17 protein-coding genes are annotated in these 23,814 nt (G+C 56.7%); all 17 read left to right on the forward strand.

Features of this window, described 5'->3' with window-relative positions; genetic code table 11:
* Positions 1-15 precede the first annotated feature (15 nt).
* Positions 16-780 (forward strand): menaquinone biosynthesis protein, encoded by a 765-nt coding sequence (locus VGM48_RS07065; RefSeq protein ID WP_331577465.1) that lies wholly within the window; start codon positions 16-18, stop codon positions 778-780.
* Positions 781-830: 50 nt separating this feature from the next.
* On the forward strand, positions 831-1,622 hold the full coding sequence (locus VGM48_RS07070) for a TylF/MycF/NovP-related O-methyltransferase (protein WP_331577467.1): 792 nt from the start codon (positions 831-833) through the stop codon (positions 1,620-1,622).
* A 6-nt stretch (positions 1,623-1,628) separates the two neighbouring features.
* Complete coding sequence (locus VGM48_RS07075; RefSeq protein WP_331577469.1) at positions 1,629-2,450, forward strand: class I SAM-dependent methyltransferase; 822 nt, start codon at positions 1,629-1,631, stop codon at positions 2,448-2,450.
* A 1-nt stretch (position 2,451) separates the two neighbouring features.
* A complete protein-coding gene (locus VGM48_RS07080; RefSeq protein WP_331577471.1) occupies positions 2,452-3,378 on the forward strand; it encodes a hypothetical protein in 927 nt (308 codons plus the stop codon).
* Positions 3,354-4,274 carry a glycosyltransferase family 2 protein gene (locus VGM48_RS07085; protein ID WP_331577473.1) on the forward strand — a complete coding sequence of 307 codons (921 nt, stop codon included), beginning with the start codon at positions 3,354-3,356 and terminating at the stop codon, positions 4,272-4,274. Before VGM48_RS07080 ends, VGM48_RS07085 begins: the two co-directional genes overlap by 25 nt.
* On the forward strand, positions 4,275-5,279 hold the full coding sequence (locus VGM48_RS07090) for a glycosyltransferase family 2 protein (RefSeq protein ID WP_331577475.1): 1,005 nt from the start codon (positions 4,275-4,277) through the stop codon (positions 5,277-5,279). It abuts the gene before it with no gap.
* The gene (locus VGM48_RS07095) at positions 5,276-8,203 is read left to right on the forward strand and encodes a sensor histidine kinase (RefSeq protein WP_331577477.1); all 2,928 of its coding nucleotides are present in this window, start codon (positions 5,276-5,278) and stop codon (positions 8,201-8,203) included. The genes VGM48_RS07090 and VGM48_RS07095 overlap by 4 nt, the downstream gene beginning before the upstream one ends.
* A complete protein-coding gene (locus VGM48_RS07100) occupies positions 8,200-8,946 on the forward strand; it encodes a LytTR family DNA-binding domain-containing protein (protein ID WP_331577479.1) in 747 nt (248 codons plus the stop codon). Before VGM48_RS07095 ends, VGM48_RS07100 begins: the two co-directional genes overlap by 4 nt.
* Before the next feature lie 53 nt (positions 8,947-8,999).
* Positions 9,000-10,574 carry a histidine ammonia-lyase gene (gene hutH / locus VGM48_RS07105; protein WP_331577481.1) on the forward strand — a complete coding sequence of 525 codons (1,575 nt, stop codon included), beginning with the start codon at positions 9,000-9,002 and terminating at the stop codon, positions 10,572-10,574.
* Between the two features lie 13 nt (positions 10,575-10,587).
* Positions 10,588-12,270: a urocanate hydratase gene (gene hutU, locus VGM48_RS07110; RefSeq protein ID WP_331577483.1), complete on the forward strand. Its 1,683-nt coding sequence runs from the start codon at positions 10,588-10,590 to the stop codon at positions 12,268-12,270.
* Between the two features lie 211 nt (positions 12,271-12,481).
* Complete coding sequence (locus VGM48_RS07115) at positions 12,482-13,339, forward strand: LamG domain-containing protein (RefSeq protein ID WP_331577485.1); 858 nt, start codon at positions 12,482-12,484, stop codon at positions 13,337-13,339.
* Between the two features lie 250 nt (positions 13,340-13,589).
* Positions 13,590-15,842, forward strand: coding sequence for a bifunctional alpha,alpha-trehalose-phosphate synthase (UDP-forming)/trehalose-phosphatase (locus VGM48_RS07120; RefSeq protein ID WP_331577487.1), 2,253 nt, complete (start codon positions 13,590-13,592; stop codon positions 15,840-15,842).
* Positions 15,829-17,607 carry a glycoside hydrolase family 15 protein gene (locus VGM48_RS07125; protein ID WP_331577489.1) on the forward strand — a complete coding sequence of 593 codons (1,779 nt, stop codon included), beginning with the start codon at positions 15,829-15,831 and terminating at the stop codon, positions 17,605-17,607. The genes VGM48_RS07120 and VGM48_RS07125 overlap by 14 nt, the downstream gene beginning before the upstream one ends.
* Before the next feature lie 98 nt (positions 17,608-17,705).
* Positions 17,706-18,959, forward strand: a complete 1,254-nt coding sequence (hutI, locus tag VGM48_RS07130; RefSeq protein WP_331577491.1) for an imidazolonepropionase — start codon at positions 17,706-17,708, stop codon at positions 18,957-18,959.
* A 5-nt stretch (positions 18,960-18,964) separates the two neighbouring features.
* Positions 18,965-20,971 (forward strand): hypothetical protein, encoded by a 2,007-nt coding sequence (locus VGM48_RS07135; protein ID WP_331577492.1) that lies wholly within the window; start codon positions 18,965-18,967, stop codon positions 20,969-20,971.
* Between the two features lie 110 nt (positions 20,972-21,081).
* Positions 21,082-22,734, forward strand: a complete 1,653-nt coding sequence (gene ftcD / locus VGM48_RS07140) for a glutamate formimidoyltransferase (RefSeq protein ID WP_331577493.1) — start codon at positions 21,082-21,084, stop codon at positions 22,732-22,734.
* A 33-nt stretch (positions 22,735-22,767) separates the two neighbouring features.
* Positions 22,768-23,814, forward strand: a complete 1,047-nt coding sequence (locus VGM48_RS07145) for an arginase family protein (RefSeq protein WP_331577495.1) — start codon at positions 22,768-22,770, stop codon at positions 23,812-23,814.

Here is a 23,814-nt window from a genome sequence, read left to right on the forward strand (position 1 = left end):
ATTAACATAAAGGAATTGGACAGAAAAATACGAGTGGGCGCAGTGAGCTATCTCAATACAAAACCCTTACTCTACGGCATTGAAAGGTCACCCATCGCATCGAAAATAGAGTTGATCATCGATTATCCGTCCAGCATTGCGTCGATGCTGCTCAAAGACGAGATCGACATGGGGCTTGTCCCGGTGGCGATCATCCCCCAGATGAAGGAGTATTACATCAATGGCGACTGGTGTATCGGCAGCAATGGGAATGTCGCCTCCGTCTGTATCTTCAGCGAGACCCCCATCGAAAAAGTGGAGCGCGTGGTCATGGACTACCAGAGCCGGACCTCGGTGCAGCTGGCGCGGGTGCTGTTGAAGGAATATTGGAAGATCGATCCTGAGATCCTCGACGGCGGAAAGGATTTCCGCGATGAGATCAGGGGTACGACGGCAGGTGTCGTTATCGGCGACCGTGCCCTCGAGCAGCGGAAGCAATCCCCTTATATCTACGATCTGGCTGAGGCCTGGAAGGCGCTGACGGGACTGCCCTTCGTTTTTGCCGCCTGGATCAGCAACAAACGGCTGGATCCTTCCTTTATCCGCGATTTTGACGAGGCCAACCGGCAGGGGGTGCTGCATATCGATGAGGTGGTTGCCCAAAACCCCTATCCGATCTTCTCTTTGCACGAGTATTTTACAAAACATCTCAGCTATACCCTTGATGCTCCCAAACGCAGGGGATTGGAACGGTTTATCCGGTATCTGACCGTATCGGCGGCTCCCCTCCTGTTCGCGTGATCTCGCCAAAAAGGGCTACTTTTGTGGCTATTCAAATTCCGGCAACAGCCATGTCTATCTTTTCTAAGTTAAAGGAAATCAGCACTCCCGGCAGCTTTGTCCTAAACAGGCAGTTGCATAACGACCTGCTTTCGGCCCGCGGCAACCTCTCGGAGGACCTTCCTGCCGATTTCTCGCCTGTCGAGCGCGAGGATATCAGGGCCGTTCGCCCATTTACGATGACCAGTCCGGAAAGGCTGGTCAGTCTTTCAAGGGGCGTGGATCATCTTGTTCAGCAGCGTATCGGCGGGGATATCGTCGAATGCGGGGTATGGAAGGGCGGCTCGATGCTGATGGTGGCCAGGAAACTGGCGCGGGCGGGAGATACGGCCCGGGGTCTTTTTCTGTTTGATACCTACGAAGGCATGTCCGAGCCTACAAAAGAAGATGTCAGCGCCGTGGATCAGACGAAGGCGGGCGATCTGCTCGACGCCGCGGAGCGCACCGATGGCGACAATGTCTGGTGCTATTCCCCCATCGACGAAGTAAAGGCCAACCTCAACAGTTCGGGCTATCCCCCGGAGAAGATGCATTTCATCAAGGGAAAGGTGGAGGACACGCTGCCGGAGCCTTCTATCGGCCCGATCGCCCTGCTGCGGCTGGACACCGACTGGTACGAGTCCACCAAGCATGAACTGGAGACGCTGTATGACAAGCTGGTGCCGGGTGGGATACTGATCATTGATGATTATGGGCACTGGAGCGGTTCGCAAAAAGCTGTCGACGAATTCATTGCAGCCCGAAGTCTTTCTATCTTTCTGCACCGGATAGACTATACCGGGCGCATGGCCATTAAATCCTAGTTGCATATGCTAACGATCCTGAAGGACCTTTTTCAGAAGGAAATACCGTATAAGTCCGTCATACCCTTTTCCGCCGCGGAGCTGGAGGAGCCTATCCGGACCAACCGAGCCAGCCTGCAGAAGGTGGAGACCTGGATCGACGAGGAAGCCTTCGCGCGCAGCTATTTCCAGTATGGCGTACCCGGGAGCATCAAAGCCGTGATCGATCAACCTATCGGCAACACGCCGACCTACACCGATCTGATGGTCCTGCTGGCCAAACGCTATTTCCAGTCCGTGAACTACTTCGAGATCGGCGTATCCGTCGGCAAGAATTTCTTCCAGCTGATGAACGCGCTGGACAATGTCCGGCTCACGGCATTCGACATCGAAGAGATCAACCCCGTGCTTGCCAAAAAGCTGACACCCGGCAAGCGAACGGAATGGGACACCCCGGCCGGCTCGATCAAGAAGAACCGCAGTTCGCTTAGCAACTTCTCCTTTGGCGGGAAAGCCGTGAACTATCTTTCGGGGGATGTCTGGGATGCTAACAGTTGGGCGAAGCTGGAAGGCAATAAATACAATCTCGTCTTCTCCGATGCATTGCATACTCCCAAGGCCATCCTTTTCGAGTTCGAGATGCTGGTGAAGTACCGCCTTTTGGACGACCGGTTTATCATCGTCTGGGATGATCTGGTCGGCAAGATGAAGAACTCCTTTTTTCGGATCATCCGGCAATACAATAAAGTTTACGGGATAAAAGATATCTACCTCCTCGACATCAATGGCTGGGTAGGGGAGCACGAACAGCCGCATTCGGTTGGCATCATTTCAAATTTTGCCTTCTGACATGGCAGTCGTACTGACCAATCTTTCCAACCGCCGCTATGAGGAGAGCCGGCTTCGCCTGAATGCATCGGCGGAGAGATACGGCATCGACCGGCTGCGGTCGCTCGATTGGGAAGACCTTCGCACCACTCCCTTTTACGAGGAAAATCGCGGGATCCTCGACCGGCCTACCGGTATGGGCTACTGGCTTTGGAAGCCTTTTATCATCCTCGAGGCGCTGAATGCCGTTGCCGAAGGGGATATCGTCATCTATGCCGACAGCGGGCTGGAGATCGTTGCTTCGCTGGAACCGCTGTTCGATCTCTGCCGGAATGGGAATCCCATTCTGTTGTTCGGCAACGCGGATTTTTCCAATTCCATGTGGACGAAAAGGGATTGCTTTATCCTCATGGGTTGTGATGGAGAAGCCTATTGGAAGGCGCCGCAGTGCGATGCCGCCTTTGCCGTTTTCCGGCGTTGCGAGGCCAGCCTTCGTTTTGTTTCTGAGTGGCTGGATCATTGCCGGGACGGGCGGATCCTCACCGATGACGCCAACACCTGCGGGCGGCGGAACCTGCCCGATTTCGTCGAACACCGGCGGGATCAGTCGGTGCTCTCGCTGATGGCCGCCAAACACCGGATCTCCCTGTTCCGGATGCCGACGCAGTTTGGCAACCACTACAAGGCCCCGGCTTTCCGGCTGGCGGATGAGTTCAACTGTGTCAACCAGAACCGCCGTGCGCCGGTGGACTATTATGCCCTGATCCCCTATTACAATTCACCGTATTTTCAATTGCTCGACCATCATCGGCATCAGAATAAGAATAGCGGCGACGGAGGGAAACAGAAGGGCCGGGGGCCGTTCTCCCTGATCGTCCGGATCATTGGTAAGTGGTACCGGCGGTGGTTGAATACCTACGATCTATGGCGGCACAAACACCCTACCTGACCATCATCATGCCCACGTTCCGGGCCGCGAAGACGCTCCGGGCGTCTTTGGACAGTGTGTTATGCCAGCGCTTCACCGACTGGCAACTGCTGATCATGGATGGCGGCTCCACGGATGGAACGCTCGAGCTGGCGCATGCCGCTGCGCAGGCAGATCCCCGCATCCGGATCTTCTCCCAGCCCGACAAAGGCGTCTACGATGCAATGAACAAGGGCATCGGCGAGGCCGCGGGTGAATGGCTCTATTTTCTCGGCAGCGATGATCTCCTGCAGGATGAGCAGGTGCTGGACGCGGTGTTTGCCACGGCGGACCATCGCGGCTACGACCTGCTGTATGGCAATGTCGTCGGCGCCAGCTACAAAGGCGTGTATGACGGCGTATTCACCTACGAAAAGCTGCTTAGCCGCAACGTCTCGCACCAGGCCATGTTCTTTCGGCGGGCCTTGTTCGGGCGGCTGGGTGAATACGATCTGCGCTATAAGGCCTATGCCGACTGGGAGTTTAACCTCCGCTGTTTCTCCGACGAGCGGGTCCGTATCCGGTTTATCGACCGGACGATCGCGTCTTTTGGCGCGGACGGGCTGAGTTCGCGACACGATGTACCTTTTCTGCGGGAGGTGTTGCTGCCTGCAAGAGTAAGGTGGCTGGAGCAGCAGGGTGGCCGGCCTTTGCGACGGATCGCGCTTTATGATGAATACTGGCGGCTGCTGCGGAATGCGGCGATCCGGGACGGCGCTGTTCTCCGGGAACTTGCGGGTCCCGCGATCCCCCCGGCGATCGTGGGGATGGCCGGCTGGCAACACCGGATACCGACAGGGCTGCTGAAGATCGGGTTCTGCTCCAAAATGTGTATGTTCGCCGGCTATCTGTCCCACCTTCTAACCGGAAAGATCTGAATGGCTTTAAGTATCGTCATAGTCAACTATAAATCGGCCGGCCTCATCCTGGACTGCCTGCATACGCTGTACCCGGGGGGGGCAGCCCGCGGGCACGAGGTGCTGATCGTCGACAACGCATCCGGCGACGACAGCCGGGAACGGATACTCGCTGCTTTCCCTTTTGTGATCTGGATCGGGATGGAGTATAACTCCGGTTTTGCCCGCGCCAACAACGAAGGCATCCGCCGTTCTTCCGGCGATGCCGTCCTGCTGTTGAATGGCGACACCCTGCCGCAGGCGGCAGCTATCGATACCTGTTACCAGCGCCTGCTCGCCTCATCGCATGTGGCAGCGGGTGTGCAGTTGCTGAATGCCGACCAGTCGCCCCAGATCTCGGGGATGTATGTCATGAAGGGTGGATTGAACTATCTTCTGCCCTTGCCCTATCTCGGCGCCCTCCTTAAGAAGGCCGGGGAATGGGCAAAGGTCGAGAAACCGCATGTACCCGACGCCGGTGGAACGGTGGATGTGGACTGGATCAACGGCGCCTTTCTAATGGTGAAGAAAAACGTGCTGGAGACCGCGGGGCTGCTGGATGAGGATTTCTTTTTGTATGCCGAAGAAGCGGAATGGTGTTCGCGGCTGAAGAAAGCGGGCCCGCTTTGTATCTATGGCGATCTGCGGGTGATCCATCTGCAGGGCGAGACGGCCAACCAGACCTTCGGCTCCGACGGGAAGGGATATTATAATCTCTACGACCGGAAGGGCCGGCAAATCATGCTCTCCAACTTCGTCCGCATCCGCAAGCAGTTCGGCACGGGCTGGTTTCTTGTGCAGTTGTTGTTCTACGTGGGGGAGATTCCCATCTTCTTCCTGGGAATTCTTTTATCGCGGGTCACCGGCAAGGCTCTGCCGCGCTACAGCCTGACCCAGTTGGGGCAATATTGCCGGAATATGGGGGTCATCCTCGCCCGAAGTGCGGCTATCATAAGGAATAAACCTTATTTTTATAAGGCCATATGAGGAAGGTCCTTTCCCTTATCAGCTTACTAACGTTGTTGCTACCCTGCCTGCTTTTTTCGCAGGAGTATAGCTATACCCATTATGATATCAACGATGGACTGGCCGGTTCGACCGTGTATTGCATCACTCAGGACAAGGACGGGTTCATCTGGCTGGGCACTGAAACGGGTGTCAGCCGTTTCGACGGTACTCATTTCCGAACCTTCAGCACGGAGGATGGGCTACCGGATGTCGAAATACTCGAGATGTTCGGGGATTCCCGGGGGCGGGTCTGGATGGCACCTTTTCAAAAGACCATCTGCTACTACTATCAGGGACAGATCCACAATCAGACGAACGACTCTGTGTTGCGCAGGTTGCGGATACGGAACAATATCTATTCTTTCGCCGGCGACAGCGCGGGTAATGTTCTGGCGGCTACGACAACGGAACTCTACCTGATAAGGCCGGACGGCACGAGCCGCGAGATCGATTCCGTCGGCGGCCGGCCCATACACGATTGCGGTGCGGTGTCGACCAGTGCCGACGGCCATTTCCTTGTCCAGGTGGACAAGGAGATCTATCGTCTTTCCGGCAACGATCTTACTCCCCTGTCTGCGATATCCATCTGGAGCAGCTGGCCGGTATATGTCTCGATGAATAGTACCGGCATGATCTGGTGGGAGGAAAAGGCCTTTACCGCCATTCATTCATTTGCCACGGGCAAAACGGTGCGACTGCATTTCGAGCGGGGAAAATATGAGCATAATACCTTCACCAGCTATGGCGACAGCCTGTTTTGGTTCAATGAGAATTCCGGCGTCCGCGAATACAACCCGCAGACGGGCCGGATCAGACGGCTCATGCCGGGAAAGCCGGTATCCCGAACTTTTCGGGATGCAACAGGCAATCTCTGGTTCACGACCCTCGGCCAGGGTATCTACCGGCTCAATTCGGACGAATTCCAGACGATAAACGTAAGTAGCGCAAAAACCCCTTCTTCGGCGATCTATGGGATCAGAAGGCTCGGCGACCAGCTTCTGGCGGGCAACGATCAGAATCAGGTTATTTTTTTCCGGTTGCCGGACCTGTCCGTGCTGCGTATCCACCAGGTGTCGCAGGCGATAAAGATCCGGATCTATGACTTTGGGATGAGATCCGATGGAAAGATATATGTTCCTTCCACCCGGGGGATAAATATCATCAAGAAAGATATTTTGAAAGAGGAGGGCTACTTCCATAGCATAAAATCCTATTTTCCGTTGGGCAACGACAAAGTGCTGATCGCCAGTTTTTGGGGCGCCGGCATTCTCGATCTTAAAACGTTCCATGTCGAAGACACGCTCTACCGGGACCGGACAACCACCGTCTATTATCGCCGGGACACGGTACTCATCGGGACGCTTAACGGTCTTTACGGCATTGCGCCGGACAGATCCATTCATTTCTATGGGGACAAAGTCCCTTTTTTGCGAAAGCGGATCTCGGCATTGACCGAATCCGCGGATGGAACCCTTTGGGTGGCTTCCTATGACGCCGGTATTATCGGCTACCGGAACGGGGAGGTGGTTGCCGCCCTTTCCAAACCGCAGGGGCTGACCAGCAACATCTGTCGTGTCCTTTACTTCCATAAGAATGCCCTCTGGGTCGGAACGGATAAGGGGTTGACCCGGATCGCGCTGGACCGGCCGGGTTACCCGATGCATCGATATACTTCACAGGATGGTCTGGGGTCCGATCTCATCAACAGCGTCTATGGGGACGGGTCGGTCATCTATGTGGGGACATCGGCGGGACTCAGCTTTTTCGATGAGAACCGGGTCAATGTATCGGAGGGCTGCCGGCTGCATCTGCTGTCTATCCAGAATTCGGACCGGGAACGGCTCGGGGACTCGGCGGCGCTGGTGCTGCCTTACGCCGACAAGCACCTTCGGCTGGAGTTTGCCGGTATCTCTTACCGGTCGGTAGGCGACATTACGTATCGGTACCGGCTGATCGGTCTCGACAGCATCTGGCGCACCACCAAGCAGACCTTTCTGGAATATCCTACGCTGCCGTCCGGCAACTATGCGTTCCAGTTACAGGCATCGAATAAATTCGGGTTGAAGAGCGATGAGCTGACCCTGCGGTTCGAGGTGGCTACGCCCTGGTGGCAGACGATCTGGTTCGATACCCTTGCGCTGGTGACGGTGTTGTCGCTCTCCTGGTTCTTTGTTTCCCTGCGGATCCGCCGGATCCGCAGGCGGCAGCGGGAAAAAGAAAAGCTCAACCAGCGGATGATGGAACTGGAGCATCTGGCCCTGCAGTCCCAGATGAATCCGCATTTTATCTTCAATTGCCTGAACTCCATCCAGCAATATGTTTTCGATCAGGATGTCTTCGCGACAAACAAATACCTCACCGGCTTTTCCAAACTGATCCGGGCCACCCTGCAATATTCAACCCGGAACTTTATCCATCTGTCGGAGGAGGTCAGTTATCTGTCGGGTTATCTCTCGCTGGAAAAGCTGCGGTTCAAGGAAAAAATGGACTATACCATCGAGGTCGATCCCGCGCTGCAGACCGGCGAGTACCTGGTGCCGCCGATGCTGATCCAGCCTTATGTCGAAAACAGCATGCGGCATGGTCTCCGGCATAAGACGCAGGGAAAAGGAACGATCAGGATCAGCTTTCGGCAGGATGGGGCCCGGTTGATCGCGGTCGTCGAAGACAACGGCATTGGGCGTAAGGGCGCCGCGGCATTCAAGACCCGTGAGCATATCGAATATCAGTCGAAGGGAATGTCGCTTACGGCCGACCGCATCCGGATGATCAACGCCCGGTTCCGCGAACGGATCGACGTCGAGATCGTCGACCTGGAGGATGATGCCGGTAACCCGGCGGGGACCAGGGTGGTCATGGAGTTCCCTTTATTTCACAGTATCTCCGAAAACGAACCCATATGATCAGAACTATTTTGGTAGACGATGAGACCGACAGCATCAGCGTCCTGCGGCTGCTGCTGGAAAAATACTGTCCGAAAGTAAGCATTGCCGGCACTGCCAACGGCGTAGACACCGCCTTCGCGCTGATCGGGGAAACCCGGCCCGATCTTGTCCTGCTGGATATCGAAATGGCGCAGGGCAATGCGTTCGACCTGCTGAACCAGCTGATGCCGCTGAGCTTCCAGGTGATCTTTGTGACGGCTTTCGACAACTATGCCATCCGCGCCTTCAAATACAGCGCGGTGGACTATCTGTTGAAGCCGGTGGACATCGACGACCTTCGCGATGCCATCTCCAGGGTGCGGGAAAAGCCAGCAACCGATGACCTCGCCCGGCAGATGCAGATCCTGCTGGAGAATGTGGGTACCTTGCAGATGTCGCAGCAAAAGATGGCGATCCCTACGATCAACGGGCTGAACTTCGTACCGGTGCAGGATATCCTGCGTTTTGAGGCAAAGGGCAGCTATACGGTCATCTATCTTGCTTCGGCTGAGCAGGTCGTGGCCACCCGGACGATCAAGGACTATGAGGATGTGCTCCCCGAGACCATTTTCTGCCGCATTCACAGCTCGCATATCATCAACCTCTCCCGGATCCATAAGTATCAAAAGGGCAGGGGGGGTACGGTGATCATGGAGGATGGGAGCATCATCGAGGTGGCCAGCCGCCGCCGCGATGAATTTCTGCGCCGATTGCTGAAATAGCCGGATGGCCGGGTAGGTAAAAAGAGCCTATTTTTGTTATAGAAAAGCTTGTCATGAATACATCGGAATTTCAGTATGGAAGTGATCTGTTGCAAATAGGAAGCGTTATGCGGATGGCCGAAGGCACCCTCCGGGGCGGTTTTTCCGCGGCCGCCGAGAAGAGGATCAGGGCCAGCCAGGCCCAGGTGGCCGATATCGTTAGTCAGCAGAAGACCGTTTATGGGATCAATACGGGTTTTGGGATCCTCGCCTACACCAAGATCTCCGAGGAGGATACGCGTATCCTGCAACACAAGATCCTGCAGAGTCATAGTGTCGGGGTGGGGGAGCCCGTACCCGCCGAGATCGCGCGTATCATGCTGATCACGAAGATCCATGCGCTGGCCCAAGGCTATTCCGGCGTTCAATGGGAGACCTTGCAGCGATTGGTCTGGCATCTCGATGAGGACGTCATCCCGGTGGTGCCGGAGAAGGGCAGTGTGGGAGCGTCGGGCGATCTGGCGCCGCTGTCGCATCTTTTTCTGCCGCTGATCGGCCATGGCGAGGTGTATCACCGGGGTGTGCGGAAGCCGGCGGGAGTAGTCCTCAGGGAATATGGGCTTAATCCCGTTGAATTAGGGCCAAAAGAAGGTCTTGCGCTGATCAACGGCACCCAATTCATCCTTGCTTTTGCCGTCAAAGGCGTGCAGCGGCTGCATTACTGCCTGGAGGCGGCCGATATCATCGGGGCGATGAGCCTGGAAGCGCTGACGGGTACGAAGGCGCCTTTCGACGAGCGGCTCCACCGGCTGCGGCCCTATGCGGGCAGCAGTCTTGTCGCCCAGCGGCTCCGCCTGCTGCTGGCCGACAGCGAGATCATGCAGAGTCATATCGACTGCGGCCGGGTACAGGACCCTTATTCCCTGCGTTGCATGCCCCAGGTGCACGGCGCTTCGCGCAATGCCTGGCAGCACCTGCATCAGCTGACCCAGGTGGAGTTGAACTCGGTCACCGACAACCCGATCATCCTGGAGGGTGGCGATACGATCAGCGGCGGTAATTTCCACGGCCAGCCGCTGGCCCTGCCCCTGGACTATGCCTGCCTGGCTGCCGCGGAGATCGGCAATATTTCCGATCGCCGCTGTTATCTGCTGCTGGAGGGCAAATGGGGGCTTCCCCTGTTGCTGATGCGCAATGTCGGCCTCAACAGCGGCTTTATGATCCCCCAGTATACGACGGCGGCGCTGGTCACCGAGAACAAAACGCTTTGTTTTCCGGCCAGTGCGGACAGCATTCCCACCTCTCTTGGCCAGGAAGACCATGTGAGCATGGGCAGTATCAGCGGAAGAAAGCTGAGCCAGGTGCTCGACAACCTCGAATATATCCTGGCCATCGAGCTGATGAGCGCCTGTCAGGCGATAGAGTTCCGGCGGCCGCTGAAAAGCAGCGGTATCCTCGAGGCGGCGCATGACTTCGTCCGGAACTTTGTCGGGTTTGCCAGCGAGGACCGCATCTTTGGCGACGACATCCGGCAATTGCACGGGATCATTCATGACTTTTCTTTTGTAAGATATTGCAACGGCTTTGCCCAGGAAAAAGGCATCGCCCTGAATGCAGGTTTTGAATCCGATTTAGGGATCATCCCATAAAAAATACATTGCCATGAATACGGTTGCCTATCAACGTTATGATCCGGTGAAATACAAGACGCCCAGGGGATCGCAGATCAGCTGCAAGGGCTGGGTGCAGGAAGCGGCCTTGCGCATGCTGCTCAATAATCTCGATCCGGAAGTGGCCGAACGGCCCGACGAGCTGATCGTCTATGGCGGCCGCGGAAAGGCTGCCCGGAACTTCGCTGCGCTGGATGCCATTATCCGGGCGTTGAAAGACCTCGAATCCGACGAGACCCTGCTGATCCAGAGCGGGAAACCCGTGGGGATCCTCCGCACGCATCCCGATGCTCCGCGGGTGTTGCTGTCCAATTCGCAGCTCGTGCCCAAATGGGCCGACTGGAAACATTTTGACGAACTCGAAAAGAAGGGGCTGATGATGTATGGCCAGATGACGGCCGGCTCCTGGATCTATATCGGCAGTCAGGGTATCGTGCAGGGCACCTACGAGACCTATGCCGCTGCGGCTGCAAAACATTTCAAGGGAACCCTGCGGGGAACGCTGAACGTCACCGCCGGACTTGGCGGGATGGGTGGGGCACAGCCGCTGGCGATCACGATGAATGAAGGCGTGGCGCTGATCGCCGAGGTGGAGGAATGGAGGATCGATAAACGGCTGGAGACGCGCTACCTCGACCGGAAGGTCGACAATATCGATGCGGGCATCGATCTTGCCCTGGCCGCCAAGGCCAGGGGGGAAGCGCTTTCCATCGGCGTGCGGTGCAATGCCGTCCATCTGCTGGAGCGGCTGTTGCAACGTAATGTTATACCCGATACGCTCACCGATCAGACCTCGGCCCATGATCCGCTGATCGGTTACTGGCCTCATGAGTTGTCCTATGAGCAGGCGACCGTCCTGCGGAAGGAAAATCCGGAACAATATACCGACTATGCCTACCGGAGTATGCGCCGGCATGTGGAATGTATGCTGGAGCTGCAGGAGAGGGGTGCGATCACCTTCGACTACGGTAACAACCTTCGGGCCCGGGCAAAGGAACGCGGGCTCGAAAATGCTTTTGATTTCCCCGGTTTTGTACCGGCGTATATCCGGCCGCTGTTCTGCGAGGGGAAGGGGCCGTTCCGTTGGGCTGCCCTCAGCGGTGACCCCGCCGACATTGCCGTCACCGACAAGGTCATTTCCGAACTCTTCCCGGATAATCATTCCCTGCAACGCTGGCTGAAACTGGCAAAGGAAAGGATCGCTTTTCAGGGTCTGCCTGCGCGCATCTGCTGGCTTGGCCAGGGCGAACGGGAAAAGGCGGGGTTGGCCTTCAACGAATTAGTGCGTACGGGGGCGGTAAAAGCACCCATCGTGATCGGCCGGGATCACCTGGACACGGGTTCCGTGGCCTCGCCCAACCGGGAAACGGAAGCTATGCTGGATGGCAGCGATGCGGTGGCCGACTGGCCGCTGCTGAATGCGCTCGTCAATACGGCGGGCGGGGCGTCCTGGGTAAGTCTGCATCATGGCGGGGGCGTGGGTATGGGTTATAGTATTCATGCGGGAATGGTCATCGTGGCCGACGGAACTCCCGAAGCTGCGGCCCGGCTCGGCCGCGTTTTGCGTAATGATCCGGGGACGGGGGTGATCCGGCATGCGGATGCCGGATATGAGCTCGCCCAGGAGACTGCGCGCGAGCATGGGTTGGACCTTTCGCAGCGGCTTGGGGGATAACACGATAAACGGCCGGCTTGGGCAGTAACACGATAAACACGCGGGATCGGGCGAATGACCCTACACGATAAACAGCCGGAATAACACGATTATCCGGATTATGACACGTCTGTGAAATGGCGATTAAAAACCCATCTTCTTATCATATTTTAGCCAGGCATTCGTTTTTGTCTTAGGAATTTTAATCCGTAAACCTCTAATATTCTTCCGTATGCCCAAGAAAAGCCTGACCGTATCATTTTTGGTTATTGCATTGGTTCTGATTGGTTTAGTGTTCTCCTGTGTAAAGCGCTCGATACCTATCCCACCACCACCGCACCATGATTCCACGACGACGCCACCGGTAGATACGACGGCGTTCCCGCCGGCAGACACCACCGGGACCGTCGACCTCCGATTGGGTCTTGTACTCTGGCTGCCCTTCGACGGTAACATGGCGGACAGCAGCGGCAACAATAACATGACAGAAGGCCTCAACGGAGCGGGTCTTGTGAGCGATGAACATGGCTCGGCCAGTGGCGCTTTCGGGGCCAACGGTACCAACCAGGTTGTTCTTGTGACTAATAATGGTTCTATAAAATTCGATACGGCGTATAGCGTCTCGTTCAATGTGCAGTCGAATGATAACAACAGCCTGCATATGTATATCAGTATGATCAACTGGACGAATGGCAACGCACCGACCTTTGGCGTCGGGACCTCTTGTCCGGCATACCTCAACCGGGTGACCATCGCGGCAAATGACAGTGTTGCGGGTTGTGATAACGACGGACGCGGTACGAATACGGCGCTCGCTGATACGACCAACTTTAATCCGCAGCCCGGAAGCTGGTACAACGTCATCGAGGTCTATCATCGGGGAAGCGTGACCACCTATGTCAATGGACAGATCGTCGGCATAAAATCGGGACCGGGAACCCGCGCGCTCGATTGCCTCAGCGAACAGGTTGTCGTTGGCGGCTGGTGGAGTGGAGATCCTGAGAACCTCAATGGGAAGATCGACGACGTCCGCATCTATAATCGCGTTTTAACCGGAAAAGAAATAGCACGACTGGCAACTCGTCCCTAAACCCCTAGCCGACCATTAGCCATACTTTATCTATGAACGAAGTCCCGCAAGGGACTTCTTTTTAAATTATAAACCAACTGACCCGACCTTATCAAGTCACCTCCAATAGTCTGAGACCCGTCCTCCGAACCCATTGATCTGTTCCCGGATCAAAGTGAGAGAGTCCCCCACAAGGGACTCTTTTGCATATAATTGGCCCCATTGTTGAATAAGCGTAAATTGGAGTATACCTATTAAAAGGAGTTTCAACATGGGTCGTTTAATTATTATATCCAACCGGTTGCCCTTTTCGCTCGATAAAGACGGGGATAAGGTCAGTCTTCGTCAAAGTTCGGGTGGATTGGTCTCTGCGATAAAGAGCTATTTTGAGAATGCATCTGCCCAGCGCGGTGGGGAAGCGACGGAGAACGTGTGGATGGGTGTGGCGGATTTTCCCCAGGAGGATTGGGAACTGGTAGTTGCCACTCATGCGGCGGAACAAGACTTCAGCATTCTCCCTCTTTTCGTCGATAAAGACCTGTACGACAACTACTACAATGGGTTTTCCAATTCGGTGTTGTGGCCTTTATTCCACTATTTCAGTTCGCTCGCGAACTACGAGAGCCAGTATTTTGATGCTTATGTGCAGGTAAATCAGCTTTTTGCCGAGAAACTTCTTCCCCTGCTGCGGCCGGATGATCAGATCTGGATACATGACTACCAGCTGATGATCCTGCCGCATCTGCTGCGGACAAAAAGACCGGAGGCGACGATCGGGTTCTTCCTGCATATTCCTTTTCCGTCCTATGAGATCTTCCGATTACTGCCCACCGAATGGAAAAAAATACTCCTGCAGGGTTTGATGGGGGCCGATCTCATCGGGTTTCATACCTACGACTATGTCCAGCATTTCCTCCAGTCGGCGAAAATGCTGCTGGGGGTGGACAGCTATTTTCACAACCTGCAGTACCAGGACCGGCTGGTGCGGATCGATCTTTTTCCGATTGGCATCGACTACAACAAATTTCATCAGACGGCGGCCGATCCCGAGACGGAGCAGCTGCGAAACAAGATATTGGACAACTTCGCGGACAAGAAGATCGTCTTTTCGGTCGACCGCCTGGATTATACAAAAGGCCTGATGCAGCGGCTGAACGGCTTTGAGTATTTTCTCGAGCGCTATCCCGAATGGCGCGAGAAGATGATCTTTATCCTCAACGTCGTGCCTTCCCGGGATACGATCCCGGCCTATAACGACAGGAAGAAGATGATCGAGGAGAAGATCGGCACCATCAACGGGCGGTTCTCTTCCATCAGCTGGCAACCCGTGATCTACCGGTATAATCATCTTCCCTTCAAAGAACTTATCGCCCTTTATCAGGCGGCGGATGTGGCCCTCGTCACCCCGCTGCGTGATGGGATGAACCTGGTCGCCAAGGAATATGTCGCCAGCAGCCTGGGCCGCGGCGTGCTGGTCCTGAGTGAGCTGGCCGGCGCCGCAAGCGAGCTGAGTGAAGCCATCCTCGTGAATCCTACCGACACCTCCGACGTGGCTTCCTCCATCGTCCGGGCGTTGGCGATGCCCCTGTATGAACAGCGGAACCGCATCTCCCTTATGCAGCGCCGCATCCAGGAGTACGATGTCTTCAAATGGGTAAACGACTTTATGGATCAGCTGGCGCAGGTGAAGCAGGAACAGCAGAAGCAGAAGGTGAAGCTGCTGGACGAAAAGGTGATCACGACTATCCGCAGACATTATCAGCGCAGCAGGAACCGCTGTCTGCTACTCGACTATGACGGCACGCTGGTGCCTTTCTCCCGCATCCCTTCGGAGGCGGCGCCGGACAATGCCGTAAAGGACCTGCTGCTCCGGCTTACCGCGGACCCCAAGAACCACGTGATCATTATCAGCGGCCGCGACCTGTCGTCGCTGGACCGCTGGCTGGGTGAGTTCAACGTGACGCTGGTCGCCGAACACGGCGCCAGTACCAAGCGACGTGGGGCAGCCTGGCAGCAGATGGTATCGGTGTCCGATCTCTGGAAGGAGGAGATCCGCCGGATCATGCAGCTCTTCGTCCTGCGATGCGCCGGCTCTTTTATCGAAGAAAAAACGAATACCATCGCCTGGCACTATCGCAACACCCAGGCGGGTCTGGGTTTCTCCCGCAGCCGGGAACTGCTCAACACCCTTTCCCAGCTGATCCAGAACACCACGTTGCAGGTCATCGACGGCAACAAGGTGGTGGAGGTGCGGATCGCGGGTTTTGACAAGGGCGCCACGGCGCTGAAGATCATCGGCGAGATGGATCCCGATTTCACCCTGTGTATGGGCGACGACACCACGGACGAAGATATGTTCAAGGCCCTGGAAGGAGAAGCCTACACGATCAAGGTCAACAACGGCGCGTCCGCGGCCCAATACACCATCCTCTCCCAGCAGCAGGTGTTGCCCGTTCTGACTCTGCTGACGAGCGAATTACCGGAACCCCTTCAACTACCGAAAACAAAGTATGCCGATTCATAAGTATAACATGGGCGTCATCGGTAACTGTTCTTACCTGGCCTATATCGATACCAGCGCGGATGTTAAATGGATGTGTCTTCCGAGGTTTGACAGCAGCTTTCTCTTCGGCTCCCTTCTCGATGAAGAGAACGGCGGCCATTTTTATATCCGGCCTACGGACGGGAACTATACGTCGCGCCAGTACTATATCACCAACACCAATGTACTCTGCACCGAATTCACCTGTAGCGACGGGCGCTTTGTGGTAAAGGACTGTGCGCCGCGGATGCGCATCTATGAGCGGCAGTTCCGGCCGCTGATGCTGGTCAGAAAGATCGAGTGGCTGGAGGGGACACCTGCTATCACGGTGTCCTGCCAGCCGAGGGGGGAGTATGGAAAGATCGTTCCGGAGTCGGTTATGGCGAGCAATCATATCCGGTTTCTCAACCTGGACCAGCAGGTCCGGCTCACCACCGATGTCCCGTTGACCTATATCCAGAAAGAGAAATCCTTTATTCTCGACCAGGACCGGTATCTCGTGCTTGCCTATGGCGAGCCGCTGGAGGCGCCGCTGAAAGAGACGGCGGAGGAGTTTATCCGCAAGACGACGGAGGACTGGCAGTCCTGGGTCAAGAGCTGTTATCTGCCGGATATCTACCAGGACCAGATCATCCGGTCGGCCCTGGTGCTCAAACTGCATCAATACGAAGACACCGGCGGCATCATCGCAGCCGGCTCGACGAGCCTTCCCGAATTTCATGACAGCACGCGCAACTGGGACTACCGCTATTGCTGGTTCCGCGATGCCCACTATACGCTGCGGGCCTTTAACCAGATCGGACACTTCGAGGAACTGGAAAAATACTTCGATTTCATCTATAATATCCTGCTCAACGCCACCGACTCGTTGCAGCCGTTATATTCCATCGCCGGGGACAGAAAGCTGTTTGAGATGAGTCTCGACCTGCCGGGTTATCTGGGTAATAAGCCCGTTCGTATCGGTAACAAGGCCTATATCCAGTCCCAGCATGATGTCTATGGGCAGGTGCTGGTCAGCCTGCTGCCGCTGTACCTCGACAAGCGGCTGATCTTCCCCAAGAAGAACAGCTATGGCAAGATCGTTCCCTGGCTGCTGGCGCAGATAGAGCGGACGCTGGAGACCCCCGATTCGGGTCTCTGGGAGTTTCGCAACGAGGTGCAGGTGCATACCTATACCCTGCTGTTCCACTGGGCGGGGGCCAAGGCCGCCTATAAGATCGCCGCATTCTTTGGCGACCACGAGCTGATGCGCAAGGCCGCCCGGCTCGCCGAAGCCGCCGACGCGCTGATCGAAAAGGCCTATGACCCCGTGCGCCGCCTTTATACCCAGGCCATCGGCACGGCCAATCTCGACGCCAGCACGCTGTCGATGATCACCATGGACTACCTGGATCACAAGGGCAGCAAGGCGCAGGACCATATCGCCGCGCTGGAGAAGGAGCTGCTGACGGAGAATGGGCTCTTCTACCGGTATAAGCATTATGATGATTTTGGCTTCCCGGAGAGCACGTTTCTGGTCTGTGCGTTCTGGTATGTCGATGCCCTGGCCTGCGTGGGGCGGATCGATGATGCGATGCGCAACCTCGACCGGCTGCTGACCTTTAGCAATCATCTCGGGATCTTCAGCGAAGATGCGACGCCGGATGGGTCGCAATGGGGGAATTTTCCGCAGACTTATAGTCATGTGGGGCTGATCAATGCAGCGTGCAGGATCGGGAGGAAGCTGGATAAGGCGGATTTTTTGTGAGCCTGGACCGCCCTGCGGGCGGGTTAGACATGGGGCCGGATTATGCGGCGAAAAATTATTTTTTGGCAATTTTTTGCCGCAATTCATATCTTGGGCCAATGTCATCACGGCTGATCTTCAACATCCGGCAACTTATGGGCACCCGCGCGGTGACGTCTCCGTTACGGGGAGCCGATCTCGCCGGCTTACCTTTCATCGATAATTCCTGGGTTCATATCGAAGGGGACCACATCGCGGCCTATGGGCCCATGCGGGCGCTTCCACCCGACCTCGCCCTGCTGGCGGATGGACCGGAAGGCATCGATGCCACCGGTTGTTTTGTGTTACCCACCTGGTGCGACAGTCATACCCATCTGGTTTTCGCGGGAAGCCGCGAGCCGGAGTTCGTCGACAAGCTAAAAGGCCTCAGCTATGCGGAGATCAACGCCCGCGGCGGCGGTATCCTCAATTCCGCGCGGCGGCTGGCCGATACCCCGGAGGACCGGCTGTTCGTTACCGCCTGGCAGCGGCTGGAAGAACTGTCGAGGCTGGGTACCGGCGCGATAGAAATAAAAAGCGGCTATGGCCTGACGGTAGAAGGGGAGCTGAAGATGCTGCGGGTGATAAAGAAATTGAAGGAGCGGTCCCCGCTTTCCATAAAGGCGACTTTTCTGGGCGCCCATACCTATCCCGAGGCCTATCGCCAGGATCATCCCGGTTATATCGATCTTATCATCCGCGAGATGCTGCCGGTGATCGCCGCCGAAGGCCTTGCCGACTATATCGACGTCTTTTGCGAAGAGGGCTTCTTCAGCCCGGCCGAGACCGAGACGATCGTCCGCGCGGGTTTGCAGGTCGGGCTAAAGCCCAAGATCCATGCGAATCAACTGCATCTCTCGGGCGGCGTGGAGACGGGAGTGCGATTGGGCGCGTTGTCAGTCGATCATCTCGAGACGATGGATGAAGGGACGATCGCGCTTCTCGCGGCTTCGCCGACGATCGGCACGTTATTGCCGACTGCGGCCTTCTTCCTGCGGATGCCCTTCCAGCCGGCCCGCGCGTTGATCGATGCGGGTTGCGCCATTGCGTTGGCCTCCGACTTAAACCCCGGTTCCTCGCCGAGCGGCAATATGAACCTGGTCGTGGCGATGGCCTGCATCGGGATGCGGATGCTGCCCGAAGAGGCGATCAATGCCGCCACGCTCAATGGAGCGTATGCGATGTCCCTTGGGGAAAGCCTCGGGAGTATCACCGTGGGAAAGATGGCCAATCTCATCGTTACAAAGCCCATTCCTTCACTGGCTTATCTTCCTTATGCCTTTGGGTCAAATCTTATCGGGCGGGTTATGATAAAAGGAGAGTTTGTCAACTGATATCTATGTTCGGAAAAAAGAGAAGAGTCAAACCTGATCTCATTGAAACCGTCTCGGGGCGCAGCACGATCCTTTCCATCGGCGACAGCGAGGCGGGCCTCGATTTCCTGGTATCTTTCTTTGCCGTTATCCGTCCGGCTCCCGGTCGCCGGCATGCCGCGGCCAATCTTGCCACTCTAACGGCCATTTTGCGCGAGCGGCCCGTCGTGCTGGCCAACCTGCGACATGCCATCCTTTCCCAGCTGGTGCGCACCGATCTTTCATCGGCGCTCATGGAAAGCGGGATGCCGCTGGCGCGGGGCTTCTGGCAGGAGTTGTTTGGCCGGCTGCGGCATAAGCTGCTTCCGCCCCTGCAACCCGAGAACGACTTCCTTTACGTGCTGAATCGCGTCTTTTTCCGGAGCAACGACTACACCTGGGTGGAGGACATCCCGCGGGCGGACTGGGTCAGCTTCTTCGAATGTCTCGGGCTTGCCCTGCATATCGACGACCGCCGCATCCTCCGCCAGCTGCTGCTCGCGTTGAATACCCTTTCTTTCCAGGTGGCGCAGCTGGGGCTTGAAAAAGAGGTGCTGCGGTATATTCCGGATCATTACCGCGAGGAGAATCCCTTTGTCGGGCAGAGTTATCTGGTTCACCAACTTGAAAATGGGGAGGACACCGCCGCAGCTGCGGAGATTGCCGCAACCATCAAAGAACAGATGGCCTGGTGTTACGAATGCATCGACTATGTCCGCGACAATCACTCGTCGCACGGCGCCAGCCTGCACCAGACCTATATACTCTTGCTGCTGACCAACCGCCTCGACCGGCTAACGATCCTGTTGGACCTGCTGGACCAGGACCATACCATGGACACGGGGAAGTTTGTCGACTTCTTCCGCATGCTGATCCGCAACGAGAACCGGAAGAACAGCATCCTCGAGTTTATGTCCCAGTCGATGGGATATCTTGCGTATCAGATCGCCGAGCACAAAGGCGCCAAAGGCGGTAAGTATATCACTTCCACCCGGGCGGAATACCGTGCGATGATCTGCAGCGCCATGGGCGGCGGCGGCTGGATCTGTCTGGTCGTGCTGATCAAGAACCTGCTCACCCGGCTGCCGCTGGCCATCTTCTGGCATGGCTTCGCCTACAGCCTCAACTATAGCCTGGGCTTTATCCTTATCGAGGAGACCCATACCACGCTCGCGACAAAACAGCCTGCCTTCACGGCCAGCGCCGTCGCCGGTTCGCTCGATACCCGCAAGAATACCCATCAACCCAATCTCTACAACCTGGCGGTCACCGTAGCCCGGGTCAGCCGCAGCCAGATCGCTTCTTTCGTGGGCAACCTGATCATCGTCTTTCCCGGCGCCTGGCTGCTGGCCTGGGGCTATGATTTCGTCTTCGGCCACAAGCTGGTGGAAGGCGCCGCGGCCCTCAAGATGCTCGAAGATCAGCATCCCTGGCACAGCCTTTCGCTGCTGTATGCGTGTAATACCGGTGTTTTCCTCTTTCTCAGCGGGATCATCGCCGGATATGTGCAGAATAAGATCCGCTATGGCCAGATCAGCCGCCGGCTGCAAACGCATCCGATCCTCCGGCTTTCGATGCCCGTGGCGAAGCTGAAGCGGGTGGCGGACTATGTCGAGCAGCACGCCGGTACGCTGGCCGGCAATATCTCGCTGGGATTCTTTCTAGGCATGGCGGGATTCTTCGGCGAGATCTTCGGCATTCATTTCGATATCCGCCATATCACGATCTCCGCCGGCAACACTTCGCTTGCCGTTTACGGCCTTGGCTTCAAAAATATCGATCCCGCCTATCTTGCCACCGTCGTCGCCGGGGTGCTCGGCATCGGCGTCTTCAACTTTGTATCCAGCTTTGCGCTGGCTTTCATCGTCGCGGTCCGCAGCCGCGGCATCCGGCTTCATGAGTATCCGGAATTCCTGGGCATCCTCTGGCGGTATTTTAAAAGCGCGCCGCTGGATTTTATCCGGCCGAGAAGGCGGTTGGAGTCAATGGAGTAAGGTCCGCGGAGCAATAGCGGCCGTGAATCTGATTTAATGATTAAATTGCCGCGCCATAAAACGGGCTGTGGGCCCGGCATAAAAACGATTGCCATCATCAAAATAGCACTATGGAGCCTATTATCGAATGTGTACCAAACTTCAGCGAAGGCCGTAACCCCGAAACCATCCGGCTTATCACCAGCGAGATCGAGGCCGTTCCCGGCGTCCGGCTGCTGAATGTAGACCCCGGAAAAGCCACCAACCGCACCGTCGTCACCTTTGTCGGTAACCCGCAGGCGGTGATCGACGCCGCCTTTCTCGCGATAAAAAGGGCGGGGGAGCTGATCGACATGCGCAACCATAAAGGCGAGCATCCCCGCATGGGCGCCACCGATGTCTGTCCGCTGATCCCCGTCGCAGGGATCAGCATGGAAGAGACGGCTGAATGGGCGCAACGGCTTGCCAAAAGGGTAGGCGAGGAGCTGCAGATCCCGGTATATCTTTACGAGGCCGCACAAGACGATAAGAATCGCAGCAACCTGTCCGTCATCCGGGCCGGGGAATATGAAGGCTTTTTCAAGAAGATCACCCAGCCCGAATGGAGACCGGACTTCGGTCCCGCGGAATTCGATGCGCGGCGCGGTGCCACGGTCATCGGCGCCCGCGATTTCCTGGTAGCCTATAATGTCAACCTCAACACCACCTCCACCCGTCGCGCCAACGCCGTTGCCTTCGATGTCCGCGAGGCAGGGCGGGTGATAAAAGAGGGCGATAAGTCCGTCCAGGTGCCGGGCACGCTGAAATCGGTAAAAGCCATCGGCTGGTTCATAGAAGAATATGGCGTCGCGCAGATATCGATGAATCTGACGAATATCCGGGTGACACCCGTGTACCTCGCGTTTGACGAGGTTTGTCGTAAGGCCGCCGAACGCGGTATACGCGTCACCGGTAGTGAACTGGTGGGTCTGATCCCCTTGCAGTCCATGCTCGATGCGGGCCGCTATTTCCTGGAAAAGCAACAGCGCAGTACGGGAGTATCCGAGAAGGAGCTGATCCGCATCGCGATCCTGTCGATGGGTTTGGAAGACCTCGGCCCTTTCGTTCCCGAGCAACGGATCATCGAATACCTGTTGCGCAACCCCGACGACGAGAAGCTGGTGCGGATGCCGTTGACCGATTTTGCCGATGAAACGGCCAGTGAGAGCCCGGCGCCCGGCGGTGGATCGATCTCCGCCTATGTCGGCGCCCTCGGCGCGTCGCTGGCGACGATGGTGGCGAATCTGTCCTCCCACAAGAAAGGCTGGGACGACCGTTGGAGCGAATTCGGCGAATGGGCGCAGAAAGGACAGGGTTATAAGGAAGAGCTGATCCGGCTGGTAGATGCCGATACCCGGGCCTTCAACGGTATCATGGCGGCCTTTGGAATGGCCAAGGGTACGCCGGAGGAAAAAGCGGCCCGGCAGCGCGCCATCCACGAGGCGACGAAGACCGCCATCGAAGTGCCGTTCCGCGTCATGGAAGTCGCGGCAGGCAGCATGGCCCTTATCAAGGCCATGGCCGAAACAGGCAACCCGAACTCGGTTTCCGATGCCGGCGTCGGCGCGCTATGCGCCCGTGCGGCCGTCCTTGGCGCCTTTATGAACGTCCGCATCAATGCGTCGGGGTATGACGACAAGAACTATGTCGCCGGGATCCTGGCGAAAGGAAAGGATATCGAAGCGCGGACGATCCGCGCGGAGGGCGAGATCATCGCCATCGTCAACGGGAAGATCGGCGTCTGAAATCTTCGTACATTCAGGTACAAAATCAACGCTATGTCCCAGCTAAAGGTATTCAGCAGATCGGATGTCCTGTCCTTTACGAAGGTCCGTAAGTTCGAAACCCGGCTGGGAGAGGAGGTGTTGGTGGCGGCCGACGCGGGGAATATCCAGGCCTCGATAGAACAGTCGCCCGCCGAATATGTCCTGCTGGGCATCCCTGAAGACATCGGCATCCGCGCCGTGGAAGGGCAGACCGGCGGCGAGACCGCCTGGCGGCATTTCCTGAAAAGCTTTTTCAACATCGAAAGCAATGATTTTATGGTGGGCACGAATATCCTCGCGCTCGGGTATTTCGATTTCAGCGACCTCTCACAGCTGATCGAAGCCAATGCCGTCGACAGCGAGGAAAAGCTCATGGCCTACCGGCATGCGGTTCACACGATCGACGAGGCGGTGGAACCCCTGATCCGCATCATCACCGCCGCCGGCAAAATACCCATCGTCATCGGCGGCGGTCACAACAACGCCTACCCGCTGATCAAGGGCGCCGCAAAGGGCCTGCACAAATCCGGGATGACGCCGCTGGCCCAGATCAATGCGATCAACCTCGACGCCCAGCCCGAGTTCAGCCCGGTGGAAGGACGCCACAGCGGCAATGCCTTCCGCTATGCGGAAGAGGACGGCTACCTGGAGAAATATTGCGCCATCGGCGTACACGAGAACTATCTCCCGCAGAACGTCTGGCTGGACATCCTCAACAATCCCTTTGTCGATTGCATCACCTACGAAGACATCTTCGTCCTCGAAAAAAGGACCTTCACCCAGGCCGTAGCTCATGCCACCGGCTTCACCGAGGATAATTATATCGGGCTGGAACTGGACCTGGACGCCGTCGCCCATATCCCGGGCGCCGGGCTCCCGCCTTCGGGCCTCACCCCGCTGCATGCCCGCCAGTACGTCACCTTCGCCGCCATCGATTCGAAGATCGCCTATCTGCATATCTGCGAAGGCGCGGTCTGCGTGGGCAATGGCTGCTCCAATCCCTCGAGCGGGAAGCTGATGAGTTACATTGTAAGTGATTTTGTGAAAGCGAGGGAATAA

The sequence above is a fragment of the Puia sp. genome (assembly GCF_036500295.1).
In the GTDB taxonomy this organism is placed as follows: Bacteria; Bacteroidota; Bacteroidia; order Chitinophagales; family Chitinophagaceae; genus Puia.